11 protein-coding genes are annotated in these 19,081 nt (G+C 51.8%); 2 read left to right on the top strand and 9 right to left on the bottom strand.

Annotated features, from left to right (window positions below; all coding sequences use genetic code 11):
• Positions 1-176: 176 nt before the first annotated feature.
• The 7 genes from J5224_RS09135 to bioH form a co-directional block, all read right to left on the bottom strand.
• Positions 177-365, bottom strand: a complete 189-nt coding sequence (locus J5224_RS09135) for a hypothetical protein (protein WP_264625074.1) — start codon at positions 363-365, stop codon at positions 177-179.
• Between the two features lie 180 nt (positions 366-545).
• Positions 546-728 carry a deaminase domain-containing protein gene (locus J5224_RS35775; RefSeq protein WP_413544657.1) on the bottom strand — a complete coding sequence of 61 codons (183 nt, stop codon included), beginning with the start codon at positions 726-728 and terminating at the stop codon, positions 546-548.
• 262 nt (positions 729-990) lie between these two features.
• Positions 991-1,461 carry a DUF4279 domain-containing protein gene (locus J5224_RS09130; RefSeq protein ID WP_264625073.1) on the bottom strand — a complete coding sequence of 157 codons (471 nt, stop codon included), beginning with the start codon at positions 1,459-1,461 and terminating at the stop codon, positions 991-993.
• The gene (locus tag J5224_RS09125; protein ID WP_264625072.1) at positions 1,458-6,641 is read right to left on the bottom strand and encodes a DUF637 domain-containing protein; all 5,184 of its coding nucleotides are present in this window, start codon (positions 6,639-6,641) and stop codon (positions 1,458-1,460) included. The genes J5224_RS09130 and J5224_RS09125 overlap by 4 nt, the downstream gene beginning before the upstream one ends.
• A gap of 69 nt (positions 6,642-6,710) precedes the next feature.
• Positions 6,711-8,378 (bottom strand): ShlB/FhaC/HecB family hemolysin secretion/activation protein, encoded by a 1,668-nt coding sequence (locus tag J5224_RS09120; RefSeq protein WP_264625071.1) that lies wholly within the window; start codon positions 8,376-8,378, stop codon positions 6,711-6,713.
• Between the two features lie 291 nt (positions 8,379-8,669).
• On the bottom strand, positions 8,670-11,780 hold the full coding sequence (gene acrD / locus J5224_RS09115) for a multidrug efflux RND transporter permease AcrD (protein WP_264625070.1): 3,111 nt from the start codon (positions 11,778-11,780) through the stop codon (positions 8,670-8,672).
• A gap of 364 nt (positions 11,781-12,144) precedes the next feature.
• A complete protein-coding gene (gene bioH, locus J5224_RS09110) occupies positions 12,145-12,912 on the bottom strand; it encodes a pimeloyl-ACP methyl ester esterase BioH (RefSeq protein WP_264625069.1) in 768 nt (255 codons plus the stop codon).
• 46 nt (positions 12,913-12,958) lie between these two features.
• Here bioH and gntX point away from each other — a divergent pair, with 46 nt between their 5' ends.
• Positions 12,959-13,657, top strand: coding sequence for a DNA utilization protein GntX (gene gntX, locus J5224_RS09105; RefSeq protein ID WP_264625068.1), 699 nt, complete (start codon positions 12,959-12,961; stop codon positions 13,655-13,657).
• A gap of 231 nt (positions 13,658-13,888) precedes the next feature.
• Entirely contained in the window at positions 13,889-14,464 is a 576-nt protein-coding gene (nfuA, locus tag J5224_RS09100) for a Fe-S biogenesis protein NfuA (RefSeq protein WP_264625067.1), read from the top strand.
• A gap of 52 nt (positions 14,465-14,516) precedes the next feature.
• On the opposite strand, the gene malQ is transcribed toward nfuA, so the two are convergent.
• Positions 14,517-16,622 carry a 4-alpha-glucanotransferase gene (gene malQ, locus J5224_RS09095; RefSeq protein ID WP_264625066.1) on the bottom strand — a complete coding sequence of 702 codons (2,106 nt, stop codon included), beginning with the start codon at positions 16,620-16,622 and terminating at the stop codon, positions 14,517-14,519.
• Between the two features lie 10 nt (positions 16,623-16,632).
• Complete coding sequence (gene malP, locus J5224_RS09090; protein WP_264625065.1) at positions 16,633-19,041, bottom strand: maltodextrin phosphorylase; 2,409 nt, start codon at positions 19,039-19,041, stop codon at positions 16,633-16,635.
• Between the last annotated feature and the right edge of the window lie 40 nt (positions 19,042-19,081).

The following is a 19,081-nucleotide window of genomic DNA, read 5'->3' as shown; positions in this document are numbered from 1 at the left end:
CTTACAGTTGTTGCTCTTTTTCATTGTGTCAGGCTCAAAAAGTTGTCTGTCACGATGTTAACAACCCTGACCTATCAGCTTCGTCAAAGGGTAGGTGAATCTGCTACCTGCAATTAATTACGACTATTTGCATAAAAAGCGGCCCTATCGGACCGCATTGTTTATCTCTAATTAGATTATTTATTAATCAAACCCAATAAAGAAATGTCATAAAAGATATCTTTTCTGTCTTCTTCTGACACATGACTAAGTAGCTCAGGAAGGCTATGCTTCAATAAAATACTTGATATTATATTTTTGTGATATTGTTCAGTTTGCTCTGACGCTCTTCCCGCATCTACGATGAGGGTAATAACTTCAAGCATAAGATCTTCTACTGGAGAACCAAAAGAATTATTCAATTCATCATAGGCAAACCCATGCTCAGATTCATAATCACTCCATGTTATACCTTTTCCCTTTGATACCAGAATCTTATTTCTACAATAAGAATAACATGCGTTTTAAAAAATATTTTTCACTTCATCATAACTATTCATTCTCACTTATCCTTTTTTAACCGGAATCAACCCAACATAATTATCACCAAGTACATTTATATTAATGTTAGAGTATCCATCCTGAAACCGCTTAATAACACCCAAACAACTTTCGCAAGCGGAACGTTCTGTAAAGATAGTTCCTTTAGCTGAGATATTACCACCTAACTCATGAAAAGTGCTATCCAATACTGTATATTCTTACCCTGTATTTTTAGTTATTACAAACTCTTTGTTATTAGGTAATTCTGATATTTTAAACTCGAACATCCTTTGCCAATTAAGCCATTGCCGGATACATTCACACTGCCCATACGGAGCGCAGAGAATATGGCTAGATATTATCTTAACGTTGAAATTATTGTAATTTTTATGGGAGTAGGTAGTGAAAATACCTGGACCGGATAAGTCCCACATAAATCCAGGTATCTTTGGTTTGACATAGCTGATATCAGCTTGATTGGGTAGAATCAAAATAGATATCAAAAGAGCACTCGAGATCTAAATCTGCTAATGCTTTCATTTGTTCTGGCCATAAAACAGGGCCACTGTGACCGAGCGAAGACCACCAGACACAACTCAGTGTCATCTTAATTCCTGGCGTGTTTTGGAGTTTTTTCAACCCTGCTTTTGCAGGATTAAGTTTAGCCGTAATCCAGTTAATATGGTCTCTAAGATCTTTTGAGGAAACAAACATTTCGGATGAAAGAAACCAACCCGCTATTTTTATCTCACGCGTTCTTCCTAAGCTGTTAATTCTTTTATCACCGATTATATTTTTTTGAGAAGGCTCCATATTTAATATGGCACTTACCTCATCTGGATGCATTGTACCAGGATAAATCAACAAACTTACACGACATTCCAGGCATGTTTCATAGTTAGGAGATATTGGTGTAATTCTTGAACTAATTGTATTCATGGTAAATAATCTCCAATGTTACCGACAATTTTTCCAGCTTTATCAATGTAGTTACCATTATCTAATATTCTTCCATGAAAGTCATTACGTAAGTTATAGTCAGACTTCAATGATTCAAGAGCTCGTCCCCAGTCTCTGTTTGTCAATTCTTTGTTGAATGCTTTATTCAAACCATTAGCTGTTCTTGAGCTTATCGTGTTTCCTCCTGTTTGCAACACAATAGGAACCCGACCTGCAGCGCCCACACTCGGTGGCACGGGAAGTGGGAGTCCATTTGTATCAACCCATATACCGTTAATCTGCCGGTTAGTAATCTCTTTGGCTGAGAGAACCCCTGTTTCCGAAAAATATTTACTAATTAGCGGACTTACTGCCCTACCAATCCCCCACGATAATACCCCACCTAATAGTTCTCCTGGTAGTTGATCCGCCCACAATTTGAGGCCGCATCCATAGCTCATATCTCCACCGCAGATATTGGCGCGATCATAAGCATTCTGCCCCATCTCTTTGTATGAGTTGGTTAGGTCAAAGCCAATCAACTTCCCCAGGTCATCGTAACCTCTAGCGTCTGAAACTCCATATAGCATATCGTTAATACAGGTAGCGTTGCCTGATGCCCGGCACCCTTCAAATGTCTCTTGGTTTTCTGCTGATTTTTTATTTATCTCTTTACGTATATCATTTTCACACCGTGCGTCTCCTTTACACGCAGCGTATTTTTCAGCTAGTTTCTTCGGTTCTTCATGCATTAAGAAGTTAAATTGTAAAACGCTTTCAGCAGAATTAGCCCCACTATTTACTCCGCTAGTTTTACCAGTAATCGCGGCACCAGTTAAAGCACCAATAATTCTTCCGGTAGAGGTTATTTGAATTTCTCTTAAAGCAGGATCAACAAATGTATTACCTAATGTGATTGCAGCTAATTCTGCCGCCAAAGCACCTGCAGCTGCACCTTTAACATTTCCACCACTGATCTCCGCCGCAATACCTGCAACAACAGCATGGCTGAGCATCTTACCCGGAGCTTCAAGCACTGCACCGTTCTCTCCAATCAGGAATGCCCCTTCCGCCTGAAACTGATTACCGATATTTGCCAGCAACGCCGTGGTGAAATTATCTTTAAAACTGCCGCCATTGATGGTGGTATTCAGGCTGGAACTGATGATCGACTGTCCTGCCACACGCTGGGCAATCTTGCTCCAGTCGCCGTTACTCAGCAGCGGCAGTTTGGCATTACCAGCGTTAGTGCCAGCTGCACCGCCTGCGGCTTTATCAAAGCCCATAACAGAATCAAACCCTGAGAGCGCACCACCAATCACCATGGCGGTAACCAGCGATTTCACAGAGTTGCTATTGCTTAACGCTTCCAGCGTTTTGCTGATATTTCCCTGATTATCGAGCAATGCCACAGCAGCCTGAGAGGTGATTGCCGTCATACCAGAATAGGCCGCACCATAGGTAGCGGCAGTAACTGCCGCACTGGTGCTCCCCAACGTACCTGCTGCCAAATCAGCTACATGAGCAGCAAGCCCCGCGCCTGCCGTTACCGCAGCAACCGCAATGGCGATAACCGCGCCAACAACCGGATTGAGGCTTTGGCTCTTGTGGTTCCAGTTACTGTAGGCATCCTGTACCTGTGTCCACTGCACATCTTTGCGCGTGTTGAGATCTTTCAGCCAGGCGGTGCCGGGCGTATTTCCCAGGGTCAACAGAGTGTTTTGCAGAGCCTGAGCATTTTGCGCCTTTACATCCGCACTCACGCCGTTGGCAGCATCAACGGTGAGTTTTCCACCGGTATAAACGGTCGGCAATACCCAGGTATCTTTGGTGTAGCCTTTGTCCGCGTTCTTAATGAAAAAACCTTTCGAGGTGGTGATGGTCTGCTCAAACGCGGTATTTTTCACGGCTTTGAAGTTGACCTTGCCGTTGGTGCTGGTCAGTTTGGCATTTTTTCCCGCGTTGATTTTGCTGGCTTCATAAGTACTGTCATCACGGCTTAACAGGTTGATATCGCCGCCTGCGGTGAATTCAGTCACTTTATTTGTCACAGTGTGACTGACTTGCCGAATGGTGGTTTTCTTGCCGTACCACTTGCGCTTGGTGGTGGTTTTTTCATAGTGGCTGGACTCTTCCATCGCCTGGGCATAGAGGAATCCCCCCTTGGCCGCCGCATCTAGCGCCCCTTTAGCAATAAGTTGTGTCGCCTGAAACAGGATGCTGCCGTTGGAAAGCAGGGTTAGGACACCTCCGCTGTTAAGGGTGGCATTTTTCTGTGTCACGGTTTCGCTGTACGCATTTCCTCCTTCGCGGTAGATATGATTACTTACCGCGTTCAGTTCCATTTTTCCGCCGGAACTGAGCGTCATATCGTTTTCGGAAGAGAAATCCGTGCCATTAGCGATGAAATCCCCATTGGCGGCCAGCGTCAGTTTTTTTCCTGCATGCACACGCGCCGTGAGATAGCGATCGTCTTTGTTATTGTCATTGGTGCTATCAAGGGCTGAATAGCCCGTTGCGAAGAGGCTCAGGTTGTTGCCTGCCAGCAGGGTGGTATTCCCCTGTGCAGAGAGATCAGCGGATTGAGCCAGTAAATCTCTTCCACTGGAGATCAGTAACTGATTACCCGCGCTAAGGCGACTGCTTAACTCCGCCTTTCGTGATTCAGGAAAAAGGGACTCAGGTATGGTCACCAGTGATTTTGGGGTGAGGTTTATGTCCTCCCCGGCCGTCAGGCTAATATTTTTTGTAGCATTCAGTGTCATGCCTGCGATATCAAGGTTTTTTCCTGCATTAAACGTAATATCGCCTATGGAATCCATAATACTGAATTTTTTCAATGCGTCATTAAAATAAGCCAGTTTTTCAACATCAGAACTTACGGTGCCGAGTCGTTCTAGTTGTAGAAAGTCTTCATCACTTTTTATGGTCAGATTTTGACCTGAAGTTAAGGTTGTATTAATATTCTTTCCGAAGAAAACACCCAACAATCCAAGATTTTTAGCAGCATGGATAGACAGTGTGTCAGATGGGTTGAGTTGACTCAGTTGACGAGTACCATTTTCATAGAAGTGACTAATATCGCCGTCAGAATAAACATTAACATCACCAGAACGACTCTGTAAACTGATATTCTTCGCAAAGAGGTCACTTTGTTTAACATCAATACCATCACCCGAAATTACTGATATTCCATTACCAGCCACAACCCTAGATCCTTCAATCTTTATATTTTCATCAGCAATAAAAACAATATCACCAACCACATTAACCCCATATTCACCCCTTATATTTTTAGCATGTATAGTAATATTTTTCGCGGATAGTGAATCTGGAGTGTTTTCGGGGTGAACTACCTGTTCAAATCCATTTTTACTTTTATTGGATGATTCAAAAACAACATCATCATTAAAATCAGCTACGATATCCCGGCCAGCATTAATTACTCCAGGAATAACCCCCTTAACCAAAATGCTTTCGGTTTTTTTATCAAGAGTATATTTAATAGGTATTATTTGAAATCTAGTTGGATTTGTAACAGATTGAACTTCTTTTATATTTTCCTCAGACAAAAAATTTGGTATAGACACTATTTGATTCAATTTCAACACATCATAACTATCTACCAAGAATGTCAGCATCGATTTATTTTGAAGAACACCACCTGTCATAATGACGTTATTCTTGGCAGAGATCGCACTTGATGAATTATTTAAAATGCCAGAATTAATATATAAGTCCTTACCCGATGATATCTCTGACAAAGGACTTGCAACCACGTTAACCACACTCGTTGTTGACGTATTTAATTTGTTATTCTTGTATAAATCAACATGTCCGAACCACTTTTTACTTATTGTAGAGTCAAACTCCCCTCTAAAAATCAGGGGAGTAGGTGTTCCAGGAAGTGGAGGGCGAAGAATATACGTTATGCCAATGTAGGAGTTAATCGATGCAGAATCAGGTAATATCTCTTTCTCCTGCATAATAAACGTATCTCGCACATTATCTAACTGCCCCGTACGGATCACCAAATCCCCCGCCGTGGTCTTTATCGTCCCCGAACGGTTTTCAACCTTGACACCTTTGTTGCCCACCGCATCTTTCTGAATCCACAGGTTATTATTCGCCTGAATGGTGGCCTGGGTATTGGTCAGGTTATCGTTAAACAAGCGCATGTCTTTTCCTGCGCTCAACGTGCCATTGTTGTTTAACGTGGTGCTGGCAACGGTAATGTCACGCTCACTTTTAACCGTCGCCCCTTTGATGATGTCGGTCTGTTTCGCGGTGATATTCAAATCAGTCTTGGCAGCGGTATTGCCTAGCTGAATTTTGCCTTTAGTATCGAGCGTGATCCCTTGCTGCGTAGAGGTCAGATTCGCCAAATTAACCCCAACGCCTTCTTCGTTAGCGACCAGCCGGATTTTGTTGGCATACATCCCGCCCAGTGCTTTGGTGTCGACTGCCAATTGCGGCTGTGCGCCTTCACCGGCGATGGCCGTCAGCGTACCGTCTTTATAACTGGCACGATTCGTCCCCTGTGTCAGGGAGAGATTTTGTGCGGTAATTTTCCCATTCAGTTCGGTGGCACGGCTGATGATATCGACATAATCCTGCGCGACGGCATCCAGCCCTTTACTGCCAATAATGATGCTACCCTTCTTCACTTCCAGCGCATCTAACGCCCCCTGTTTGTCGAACTGGGGCTTGCCGGTGGTCAGCGTTACCCCTGGCGTGTTGATAAATCCGCAGCCGTCGCAGGTGATGCCATTCGGGTTGGCTATCATCACGTTAGCTTTGGCACCGAAGACCTCAAGCTTGCCGTTTAGCTCTGAACGGGTTCCGCCGGTCACTTCATTGATAATCAGACTGGCAGCATTCCCCTTGAGGTTGCTATTGGCATTAACCTGACCGGCCAGTTGGGATTTTCCCGCCACGGTTGAGTTGTTCAGTACCGCACCGGGTGCGCCAACGTTGAAATCTTTGTAGGTATTATGAGAAATACCTGCGCTGTTAGGGGTGGCAATATTAATCACCGGGACATTACCCGCCTGAACCTGAGTAGTGGTATTCGCCGGATTAATACCGGCCGCAAAGGCAGGATGCAGTGGCTGAATGGCCGTCAGATAAATAAGCAGGTAGCTGATACCGCGCCCCAGAGGATGGTGCAATTTTTCCATTGTTGTAGTTCCGTTAGCTGTGGTCCATGTCATAGACGTGCATATGCATAAAAATACAAAAGCGTGGCGCTATAAGGTGACGGTCGCCTGCCAATAGCCGACCCACTTATCCGGGCGTAATTCTCCGGGGAAAGCCAATGGCTTGCCCATCATCAGCGACTGGGTAAACCAGCGTCCGTTGAGCGTCAGCCCCAGCGCAGACCCCACCACCTTACCGCCGTCAACCAATCCCCCCTGCCCGCTGACCCAACCGCCATCCACCGCCCCGGTGAGCGACACCGCTCCCACGATGGGAAATGACGCCAGTTGCCAGTTCACTTCGTTACGCCAGTACGCGCCGCGATTACCAGACAATAGCTGCTCTTTAAATCCGCGAACCGAATAGAGGCCACCGGCCGTCACGCGCTCGCTGGCATACAGATTGTCAGGGGAGGTTTGGCCATAAGCCGTCGTCAGGTAATACAGCGACGGCGTGAAGGAATAGAAAACGCTGGCATTCAAACTGACTTTACGAAACTGCGCGCGAGGTGCATCGGGATAACGGGTATCATCACGCGGCGCGCCCAGGGTGCTCAGCCCCTGGCTAATGGACGGGTTTATCGTGAAATAGACATTCCCCGCACTGCGGCTGTAATGCGGACCCAACGCCACGCTGCTGACCACCGCACTGCTGTTGGAAAGCCTCTGCCCCGCGATACGGTTTTCCGTATGCCGTCGCGTAACAGACATATCCAGCGCCAGTTTCTGCTGACCATCCCGTAGCAGTGTGCGGTACGCCCCCAACCGATGAGATTGTGCCATCCCCTCATAGCGCCAGGCGCTACCCGGGAAAGGAAGATTCTGATGGAAGTCGTTCCAACTGCTCTGATAGCTGAACAGCCAATAGCCATAAGGCACGCTCAGACTGCCCGAAAGGCTGCGGCTGCGCCGGTCCTGCACAAAAGCGTTGTCGCGTGAGGCAGATAACACCCACAGATCGGCCAACTGCAACGGGTTGTCCAACGTCAGTTGTGTACTCATCTGGCCTGTGCCGGTGGCTTTGCTGCCACTATTATCCGCTCCCAGATTTACATGCAGCGGCCGCGTATTTCCGGCAGGCACCACCACCACACGGGAATAACCCGACTGGCTGCTCGGTTGAATATCAATGGTGACAGGCTGTGAGGTAAGGCGGTTAAGCTGTTCAAGCCCTTGCTCCAGATCGCGCAAATTCAGCACATTTCCCGCCGCAGTGGGGAACGCCATGCTAAGAGTGAGCGGCATTTTTTCCTGCTGAGTGATGGATTCGATACGGCCTTCCGTCACTGCGATCTGTAGCGTCCCTGAAGAGATATCCTGCTCGGGCACCCAGGCTTGCGAGGTAATGTAGCCGCGCTGCAAATAGGCCTGAGACACCGAACGCACGAGCGCCTGGATATCCGACATCCTCATGCACTGCCCGGCCCAGGACGCGGTCAACGTCTGCTGTACCGACGAGGAAAGAACCGTGACACCCTGTAATTCAATCTTCTGAATGCGGTAGCAAGGTGCATCATCCGCAACAGGCTGCACTTCAGGAACCGTGGGTAACACGGTACTGTTTTGTAGCGCTTCGCGCTGCCGTTGCGTCTGTTCTAACAGGTTTTTTTGTTGCTGTTCAATCAATGCCCGATCGGCAGGAGTCATGCTCTCTGCGTGGCTTACCGCAGAACAAATACCCAACGCAAACAGGTTGATAAGGGAAAAATGCCTACGCAAAATAAACGCAATCCTTACGTTAATTTACAATTCGGCGCATTTTTACCGTTAATGACAGCAGGCGGCTATCAAAAAACCAGTTCGTGGCTCAATTCAACAGGTTATGCTCATAAATACAGATAATTAAGCATTAAATATGAATAGCAATCATTATCATTTGATTGCTAATAATATTGCTCAGACCACCTCACATAATCAGGTGGGAGTGATATAGCGTAACGCGTTAGTTTATGGCGAGGAAAAAAATCCCCGTGACTCCCACGGGGATAAGGAAAGAGAGACCAATAAGCACTACTCCGTTTTCTCTCTCAATGGGAAGCGGCGTCGAACTACGACGAAAAACAGGGGAACAAAGAAAATCGCCAGCACGGTGGCAGCCACCATGCCGCCAATCACGCCGGTGCCCACCGCGTGCTGGCTGGCTGAGCCCGCACCGGTGCTGGTTGCCATTGGCAACACACCAAAAACAAAGGCCAGTGACGTCATCAGAATGGGACGCAAGCGTTGGCGGGAGGCTTCCAGCGTGGCTTTGATGATATCCACGCCTTTGTGGTTCATATCGTTGGCAAACTCTACAATCAATATGGCGTTTTTGGCTGAGAGCCCGATCACTGTCAGCAGGCCAACCTGAAAATAAACATCGTTTTCCAACCCGCGCGCCCAGGTGGCGATCAATGCGCCCAGCACGCCGAGCGGCACCACCAGCATCACGGAGAACGGCACGGACCAACTCTCATACAGCGCCGCCAGGCACAAGAACACCACCAGCAGCGAGATGGCATAGAGCGCCGGGGCCTGCGCTCCGGTCATGCGCTCTTGCAGCGACATGCCGGTCCACTCCAGCCCAAACCCTTCTGGCAATTTAGCCACCAGTTGTTCCATCACATCCATCGCCGTGCCGGTACTGACGCCCGGCGCAGATTCGCCAAGGATCTCCAACGCGGAGAAGCCGTTATAGCGTTCCAGACGCGGCGAACCGGTCATCCACGAGGTTTGCGCAAAGGCGGAGAACGGCACCATGCCCCCGCTGTCATTACGCACATACCATTTATTGATATCGTCTGGCAGCATACGGTAGGGCGCAGCCGCCTGCACATACACCTTTTTCACCCGCCCGCGATCGATAAAATCGTTCACATAAGTGGAGCCCCAGCCAATCTTCAGCGTACTGTTGATACTGCTGATGGACACCCCCAACGATTCTGCCTTGCGCTGATCGATGGTGATTTGCATTTGCGGACTGTCGTCCAGACCGTTGTGGCGAACCCGTGTCAAACGCGCGTCCCCTGCCGCCTGCGCCAGCAGCGTGTCACGCGCCGCCATTAAGGCGTCGTGCCCCAGGCCCGCGCGATCCTGCAACTCCATATCAAACCCGGATGCGTTACCCAAACCGGAAATCGCCGGTGGCGTGCTGGCGAAAACCCGCGCCTCATTGATACGGCGAAAGGCTCGCGTTGCCCGTTCAACGATAGCACCTGCGCTGTTTTGCGCGCCGGGACGTTCATCCCAATCTTTCAGGCGAACAAACAGCTGCGCCACGTTCTGACCGTTACCGCCGGGGCCGTTACCGACAGCGGTAAACACAGACACCACGTTCTCTTTTTCTTGCGTCATGTAATAGGCTTCCACCTTTTCGACCACTTTCAGCGTTTGCTGCTGTGTCGAGCCAGGCGGTAGCTGGATCTGCGTCATAAAGACGCCGCGATCCTCCTGCGGCAAAAACGAGGTAGGCAAGGTGCGAAACAGGAACGCCATCACACCAATAATCGCGAGGTAAAGCACAAACCAGCGGCCACTTTTGACCACTATCTTGCCGACACCGTGTTCATAACGTTCAGAGAGCTGATTAAACTGACGGTTAAACCAGCCAAAGAAGCCGCGTTTGCCATGGTGTTCGCCTTTCGCCAACGGTTTCAACAGCGTGGCGCACAGCGCGGGAGTTAAAATCAACGCCACCAATACCGACAGCACCATGGCAGAAACGATGGTGATGGAGAACTGGCGGTAAATAGCGCCGGTCGTGCCGCCAAAAAACGCCATGGGTACAAACACCGCCGAGAGCACCAGCGCAATCCCCACCAATGCACTCTGCACCTGTTGCATCGATTTGCGCGTCGCGGCTCTGGGGCTCAGCCCTTCCTCACTCATTACGCGCTCAACGTTTTCCACCACCACGATGGCATCATCCACCAACAGCCCGATGGCAAGCACCATCGCGAACATGGTCAACGTATTGAGGCTAAAGCCAAAGGCATAGAGCACGGCAAACGTCCCCAGCAGCACCACGGGAACGGCGATAGTAGGGATGAGCGTAGCGCGGAAATTTTGCAAGAACAGGTACATCACCAAAAACACCAGCAGTACCGCTTCCAGCAGCGTTTTGACCACATCCTCAATCGAGGCCTTTACAAAGGGGGAGGTTTCGAACGCGATTTTCGCTTCCAGCCCGTGCGGGAAAAACGGGGCCAGCTCGGCCAACCGTGCACGCACCAGCTTATCGGTTTCAATTTCATTGGCCCCAGACGCCAGCTTGATACCCAGCCCGGAGGCAGACTGACCGTTAAAGCGGCTCAGCGAGTCGTAGTTTTCTGCCCCCAGTTCAATCTTCGCCACGTCGCCCAGCGTCACCGCTGAGCCATCCTGATTCACACGCAGGGTAATGGCGCGGAACTGCTCGGGCGTCTGCAACAGCGAGCGCGCGTTTACAGTGGCATTTAGTGACTGATAGTCTACAGATGGCGTACCGCCGACCTGGCCGACGGATACCTGACTGTTTTGCGATTGAATGGCGCTCACCACATCGCTGGCCGTCAGGGAAAAGGACTTGAGTTTGGACGGATCGAGCCAGATGCGCATGGCATACTGCGAACCGAAAATATCGACGCTGCCCACCCCGTTGATGCGGCTGAGCGGTTCCTGCACGTTACTGGCGACGTAGTCGGAGATATCCTGTTTCTCCATGCTGCCGTCCGTCGAGACGAAAGCGATCATCAGGATATTGGTATCTCCCGTCTTGTTGACGGTAACCCCTTGTTGCTGCACATCCTGCGGCAATTTTCGCATCGCCGATTGCAACTGGTTCTGCACCTGCTGACGCGCGTTATCCGGATCGGTGCCCGCATCAAAACTTAACGTAATGCGCGTCTGGCCGGAGCTGCTTTGCGATGACATATACATCAGATGATCGAGCCCGGTCATGCTCTGCTCGATAATCTGCGTCACGGTGTTTTCCATGGTCTGCGCAGAAGCGCCCGGATAGGAGGCGGTGATACGCACGTTTGGCGGTGCCAAATCGGGATATTGCTCAACCGCTAACGAGGCGATCGCCATCATGCCACCCAGACTCAGCAGGATGGCCAGTACCCAGGCAAAGATCGGGCGATCAATAAAAAAATTCGCCATCGAAACAACGCTCCTTCAGACTATTTTTATACGTGGCGCATGTAATTCCTTAATATACCCTAAATAATTCGCGTTGCAGGAAGGCGGCAAGTGAACGAATCCCGATGAGCTTACTCAAGTAAGTGATTCGGGTGAGTGAGCGCAGCCAACGCATCTGCAACGTGAAGTATGACGGGTATGACGCGCTACTTTACCCTGTCAGAGATTCGGGTGAGTGAGCGCAGCCAACGCATCTGCAACGTGAAGTATGACGGGTATGACGCGCTACTTTACCCTGTCAGCACTCGCAACATCGTGGAGAAAATGAGGAGAATATGTAAATTAACGTTGATGACACATTCTTCAGCCTTTACGCCACACCGCATTAGACGCCAGCAAACACGCAAACCGTTTCGGCGAAGGCATCCGGGTGGGAAATAAACGGGGCATGCGCCGCCTGCGCCATCACCAGTGAGTCAGTCTCGGGCCAGCGTTCATCAAGCAGGCTCGCCACTTTACGCGGTACCAGCCCGTCCAGCGCCCCGTAAATACGCAGCATCGGCAGAGTCAACGACGCCATCGCCTCGCGCAAGTCGGTCTGGCGCAAAATGTCCAAGCCTCCCTCAAGCACCTCAATGCCCGGCATCGGCTGCTCCAGCACCACACTTTTTAGCAGACGTGCATCCTGACGCGCGCTGCCGGTGCCCAGAGTTTGCAATGCCAGAAAACGCTCCACGGTGCGCTGAAAATCTTCGCTAAGCTGCTGCTGAAAACCCTGCAACACCGTAGGTTTAATACCGGGCCACGCCTCGTGGGCACTGAAACAGGGGGAAGAGGCGACCGTGATCAAGGCGCTGACCCGTGCAGGCGCCCTGAGTGCCGCCTGACTGGCAACCAGTCCACCCAGCGACCATCCCAACCAGACAGCTTGCGCGGGTGCCTGTGCCAGCACGATGTCGGCCATGTCAGAAAGCGGTAACGCCCCATATCCCACACTACGGCCATAACCGGGGAGATCCACACAGTGCAGCCGAAAATGCGGAGCCAATCGCGCCGCAACACACTGCCATACCTGCGCGTTCAGCCCCCATCCGTGCAGCAACACAAGATCGCGTTTCCCTTCCCCTTCGGTGTGCCAGTAGAGCGTTGTCATCAATTATCTTCCTGCGAGTCGTTCGATATTTTGTTGCGAGGCCGCTATGTTAACCATCAGTGCCAATTGCTGGCTATGCCAACAACCGCTTTATCATTACCATCACGGTATTTGCTGCTATTGTCAGCGCCATCTTCCGGCCCCGCCGGTCTGCTGCCCGCGCTGCGGCTTACCCTCCGGCAATGCCACGTTACCGTGCGGTCGCTGCCTGTATCGTCCACCACACTGGCACCGCCTGACATTTGTCTCTGATTATCGCCCGCCCTTCACCACCCTATTGAAACAGTTCAAATTTCACGGGCGCATCGAACTCGGGCAGGTGCTCGCACGACAGATATTACTGCGATGGATTAACGTATATCGCCTTGATCCAGAAAATCTTAAGAAACCCGATGTGCTGCTCACCGTACCACTGCATCGCCGTCAGCGCTGGCGGCGCGGCTTCAATCAAACCGAGTTGCTGGCCCAGCCGTTAGCCCGTTGGCTGCGCTGCCGTTATCACCCTCATGCGCTCACCCGAGTGCGTCATACGCCCCTGCAACAGCACCTGTGCGCCTCTGAACGGCGCGACAACCTGCGCCACGCATTTGCCTGCGACCAAAATCTCTCCGGGCTGCGAATTGCGCTGGTGGATGACGTGGTGACCACCGGCAATACGGTGACAGAGATCTGCCGTGTGTTACAGGCACAGGGTGCCGCGCATATTCAGGTGTGGTGCCTGTGCCGCACGCTGCTCGATGCGTGAGCGCCTTTGTTGCCATATACCCTAAATAATTCGAGTTGCAGGAAGGCGGCAAGTGAATGAATCCCGATGAGCTTACTTGAGTAAGTGATTCGGGTGAGTGAACGCAGCCAACGCACCTGCAGCTTGAAGTATGACGGGTATAAATGGCATTTACCGTGAATGAATTGGAGTTCACGCCACGATGGGCGTATTATGACCGATAAGCGTAGTCAACTATTGAGTTAACCCACTATGATCCGTATTACCGACTCTGCACAAGACCACTTTGTCAAACTGCTGGTAAAACAAGAAGAAGGCACACAAATTCGCGTCTTCGTTATCAATCCGGGCACGCCTAACGCTGAGTGTGGCGTTTCTTATTGTCCGCCGGATGCGGTGGAAGCCTCGGACACTGAACTGAAGTTCGAGAAGCTTTCCGCCTACGTGGATGAACTGAGCGCCCCTTACTTGGAAGATGCTGAAATCGACTTCGTGACCGATCAGTTGGGCTCTCAACTGACGCTGAAAGCGCCCAACGCCAAAATGCGCAAAGTGGGTGATGATGCGCCGCTAATGGAACGCGTGGAGTATGTGCTGCAATCCCAGATCAACCCCCAGTTGGCTGGGCACGGTGGCCGTGTGACGCTGATGGAAATCACCGATGATGGCATGGCTATCCTGCAATTCGGCGGCGGTTGCAACGGCTGTTCCATGGTCGATTACACGCTGAAAGAAGGGATCGAGAAAGAGCTGTTAGAGAAATTCCCTGAACTGAAAGGTGTGCGCGATTTGACAGAACACCAGCGCGGCGAACATTCATACTATTGATGCATTGATTACCTCACTCCCCACGTCCCTGTGGGGAGTATGCCTGAACCCGTCAACGCTCATCGGCTCCACTCGCCGCTTCCGGTGGCAGCGCCAAACCACGTCGTAGATCGAGATCGCGAATCAAACGCTCCAGATGACGATCGCTGAATATTGATGTCACCGTTCTGCTCAGCTTGCGCCGCCAGTTGGGATATTCGCGCGTGGTACCAGGAATATTGACCGGTGTCGCCATGTCCAGCCAATCTTCGAGCTGCAACCCCAGTAAAGCACTGCGGCTGTCTGCCAGGTAACGCTGTACACCACGACTTAGTTGCGCCCCCATCGCCGTTAACGCCGCATTGCGCCCTACGCGCTGCGGTAATAGCTGATACTGATGCAGCGCATCGAGCAAGCCCTGTTTGGCGTTGTCGCGCTGTTCAATCTGCTGCTGCAACGTGCCTTCATCAGGATAAAGGCCAAGCTCTTTGCCCAATGACAGATCGACGTTTTGCCAAAAGCCGCGCAGTGTGGGCAGATCGTGCGTGGTGATGGTCGCCATCGACTGGCGCGGATAGTCGAGTGGAGCCCGAAAGTGGTTGTGCTCATCCTGTTCAAAAAACAGCACTTTGTAGGAGTAAACGCCGCTGTCGCGCAGTTTATCCACAATCTCGGCTGGCACCGTTCCCAAATCTTCACCCACGACCAGACAGCGCTGGCGTTGGCTCTCCAGCGCCAGCACGGCCAGTAAATCATCCAGCGGATAATGCACATAGGCACCGCGCGTAGCGGGCTCAGCTTTGGGTATCCACCACAGGCGCAGTAGCCCCATCACGTGGTCGATACGCAATGCGCCACAGTGCGCCATGTTGCTGCGCAGCACATCGATGAACGGCTGATATCCCTGTGCCTGCATCACGTGTGGGTTCATCGGTGGCAGCGACCAGTTTTGCCCCTGCGGCCCCAGCGGGTCGGGCGGTGCGCCGATGGCGGCGTCCAGACAATAGAGTCTACGCTCATCCCACGTTTCCGCTCCGCCCTGCGCCACGCCCACGGCCATGTCCCGGTATAGGCCAATAGGCATCCCGAGCTGTTTACTGTGAGCGAAACACTCTGCCAGTTGCTCGCTCGCCACCCATTGCAGCCAGCAGTAAAACGCAATCTCGTGTTCATTTTCCTGACAAAACGCTTTCACCGTGTCGCCATGCACATCGTGATATCGCTTTGGCCACTGCTGCCAATCGCTATAGTTCTCTCCCTGACGTTTGAGCCAGGTTTGCAACGCATCAAAGGTGGCTTGCCGGTGCAGGCTTTGTCCGCCGCTGACCACAAATTGGCGAAATGCGCTGACACGCGGATCGAGCACGCTGCGCGTCTTGAAGAAGTCGTATGCCAACCGCAGTGCGGCCAGTTTTTGTGCCATCACACCGCTGTAGTCAACCCACCGCCCGGCACGCAGCGCCGCGAGTTGACGCTGTGTGTCATCCTGTTGCCACCAGGCTTGCGCTTCTTTGCTCTGTTGAAAATCATCAATACGGTTGACGTTGATATAAATGATGTTCAGCCAGTGACGGGAAGAGGGGCTGTAAGGACTGGCAGCCTCTGGGTCGGCGGGGTAAAGTGCATGCAGTGGATTTACGCCGATAAAGGCACCGCCGCGTCGCGCCACTTGCTCCACCAGTTGGCGCAGATCGCCGAAATCGCCAACCCCCCAATTATCCTGCGAGCGCAGCGTATAAAGCTGCACGTTAACGCCCCACCAGCGTTTCCCCTGGATTAAAGGCTCCGGCTCATAACCGCGCTGCGGCGCAACAATCACGCGGCAGGTCCAACGCTGTTCACCGCGCATCAATATCAGTTCGTGATACCCCAGTGGTAAAGCATCCGGCAGCAGCAATTCGCTGCCGCCCATGATGTTGCCCTGAACCTGCCCCCCGTTTTCATACATCAGCGTCCAACCAAACTCGCCGTCGCCTGAGAGGGGAATCAGCGCCGCCTTGCCCTGACGAAAAACCCGAACCGAGGGCAGCGGTGCCTTTTCGCAACTGCTTGTCTCCATCATGGCCAGCAGTTGTTTTTTCACCGCAACATCGACAAGGTGCGTTTTACCGTAGGCATCAGTATAGGTATCGGCAACGCCGACAGGAGCGAACTTCGGGTTATCTACCTTGAATGACATCTTCCTTTCCTCAACAGCGCGCGTGCCAGATGCGCGTCTGATAATCATGAATAGCCCGATCGGCACTGAAAAAACCCATTCGCGCGGTATTCAGCACACACCGTCGCGTCCATTCCTCCGTGTCACGATACAGCGCATCCACACGCTGCTGCGCCTGGCAATAGGGCGCGAAATCGGCCAACAACAGATAGGGATCGCCCTTATCCAGCAGGCTTTCAAGCAACGGCGCAAACGCCGTTTTGTCGCCGTGGCTAAAGGCGCCGCTGCCCAGCTCATCCAGCAATTGGGCCAACTGCGGCACCTGCTTGAGCACCACACGCGGGGAGTAACCCTGTGACAGCACGTTTTTAACCTCATCCACCGTATGCCCGAAAATAAACAGGTTTTCTTCCCCAACTTCCTGCGCCATTTCCACGTTGGCACCGTCCAGCGTACCCACTGTCAGCGCACCGTTTAATGCCAGCTTCATGTTCCCGGTGCCAGAGGCCTCTTTCCCTGCGGTAGAGATTTGCTCCGACACATCGGCAGCGGGAATGATTCGCTCCGCCAGCGACACACGATAATCTGGAATAAACAGTATACGCAAACGATCCCTTACATGCTTATCCCGATTAATCTTCTCCGCTACGCTATTAATAGCGTAGATAATGTTTTTTGCCAGTACATATCCAGGCGCAGCCTTGGCCCCGAATAAAAAGACGCGCGGAACTATATCCAGATGCGGGTTATCACGCAATTGGCGGTAAAGTGAAAGAATATGGAGCAAATTCAGGTGCTGACGTTTGTACTCATGCAATCGTTTGATCTGCACGTCAAACAGGGCGTGAGGATCCAGTGTCACCCCCAGATTCTGGCGTACCCAATGTGTCAGATTTTCTTTATTTTGCTGCTTGATGGCGCGATAACGCGCTCGAAATGCACTGTCATCGGCGTAAGATTCGAGCGCACGCAAGGCCGGTAAATCCGTGGCCCAAGCCGTTCCAACCGTTTCATCCAGCAGCGCCGACAGCGCCGGATTGCACTGTTTTAGCCAGCGGCGCGGCGTAATACCATTGGTCACGTTATGAAATTTTTGCGGCCAGAGTTGGTGGTATTCAGGAAACAGATCGCTCACAACCAAGCGTGAATGCAGTGCGGCCACTCCGTTAACGGCAAAGCAGACCACTACGCACAGGTTTGCCATGCGCACCTGATGCTGGTAGCGAATGGCGACACGCGGCCAGATATGCTTTGCCTGTGCTCCCCACTGTTGTTCCACCTGCGCTTTGAAATGGGTATCAATAGTATTAATAATATCAAAATGACGGGGCAACAGACGACGGAACAAGCCGTCATGCCAGCGCTCCAGCGCTTCTGGCATCAACGTATGGTTGGTATAGGCAAACATACGTTGGGTGATATCCCACGCCTCGTCCCATCCCAGATGATGTTCATCCAGCAACACGCGCAACAATTCCGGGATAGCCAACGTCGGGTGCGTATCGTTAAGTTGAATCACCTCCCACTGCGGCAGCGCTGACAGCGCCCGCCCTGCCTGAAGGTGTCGCCGCACAATGTCCGCAACGGCGCAGGCGCACTGAAAATATTGCTGCATCAGGCGCAGACGCCGACCGGCGGCATGGTTGTCATTCGGGTAAAGCACTTTCGTCAGGCTGGCTGCTGACACACCGGCGCGCTCCGCGTCCAGATAGCGCCCGGCGTTGAATGCCGTAAGATCAAAAGGGGTTTCCGCGGTAGAGTGCCAGAGCCGCAACGCCTGCACCACGCCATTTTGATAGCCCAACACCGGCACATCGCGCGCCTCACCGAGAAAATAAAAAGCGGGTTGCCACTTTTCCGCCTCTCCATCGCGCTGTTCGATAGCGCCACCGAAACCGACCTTTACACTCAGTGCAGGCTGCGGGCGACCCCAGGGGTACGCATCGCGCTGCCAGTCATCAGGATACTCATGCTGCTGGCAGGCCTCGAAACGTTGGCGGAACAGGCCGTACTGATAGTCCAGCCCGTAGCCCATCGCAGGCTGCCCCACCGTCGCCATCGCATCCAGAAAACAAGAAGCCAGACGCCCTAATCCCCCGTTACCCAATGCCGGGTCAGTCTCACCTTCCAGCACATCGCTAAGGTTAAGCCCCTGCTCTGCCAGCACCGCTGCCACGGCAGAGTGCCATCCCAGATTAATCAGGTTATTGCCGGTGAGGCGACCCGGTAAAAATTCCATGGAGAGGTAGTTAACATGACGGCCTGGGGACGAATCGGGAGGGGTTATCGGGTGAGCGGCAAGCTGCTCCGATAGCGCCGTACTGACGACATGCCACTGCTGCTGAGCGCTGAGGCAAGTCAGCGCCGCCACGCCATAGTGTTGTCGTTGGCGGTGCAATGCAGCAATAAACAGCGTGTGGTTGAATGACAGCTTTTCCATCGTGCCTCTCCCCTGTTATCAATCAGAAAAAGGCACGTCT

The sequence above is a fragment of the Candidatus Symbiopectobacterium sp. NZEC135 genome (assembly GCF_025962695.1).
Note: the sequence above shows the minus strand (reverse complement) of the source record. Positions and strands in the feature narration are given on the sequence as shown.

Bases quoted from the DNA above. Each gene is read 5' to 3' on its own strand.
- nfuA (WP_264625067.1), top strand. From the start codon at position 13,889: ATGATCCGTATTACCGACTCTGCACAAGACCACTTTGTCAAACTGCTG.
- malQ (WP_264625066.1), bottom strand. From the start codon at position 16,622: ATGTCATTCAAGGTAGATAACCCGAAGTTCGCTCCTGTCGGCGTTGCC.
- bioH (WP_264625069.1), bottom strand. From the start codon at position 12,912: ATGACAACGCTCTACTGGCACACCGAAGGGGAAGGGAAACGCGATCTT.
- J5224_RS09130 (WP_264625073.1), bottom strand. From the start codon at position 1,461: ATGAATACAATTAGTTCAAGAATTACACCAATATCTCCTAACTATGAA.
- gntX (WP_264625068.1), top strand. From the start codon at position 12,959: ATGTTAACCATCAGTGCCAATTGCTGGCTATGCCAACAACCGCTTTAT.
- J5224_RS09125 (WP_264625072.1), bottom strand. From the start codon at position 6,641: ATGGAAAAATTGCACCATCCTCTGGGGCGCGGTATCAGCTACCTGCTT.
- malP (WP_264625065.1), bottom strand. From the start codon at position 19,041: ATGGAAAAGCTGTCATTCAACCACACGCTGTTTATTGCTGCATTGCAC.
- J5224_RS09135 (WP_264625074.1), bottom strand. From the start codon at position 365: ATGCTTGAAGTTATTACCCTCATCGTAGATGCGGGAAGAGCGTCAGAG.
- acrD (WP_264625070.1), bottom strand. From the start codon at position 11,780: ATGGCGAATTTTTTTATTGATCGCCCGATCTTTGCCTGGGTACTGGCC.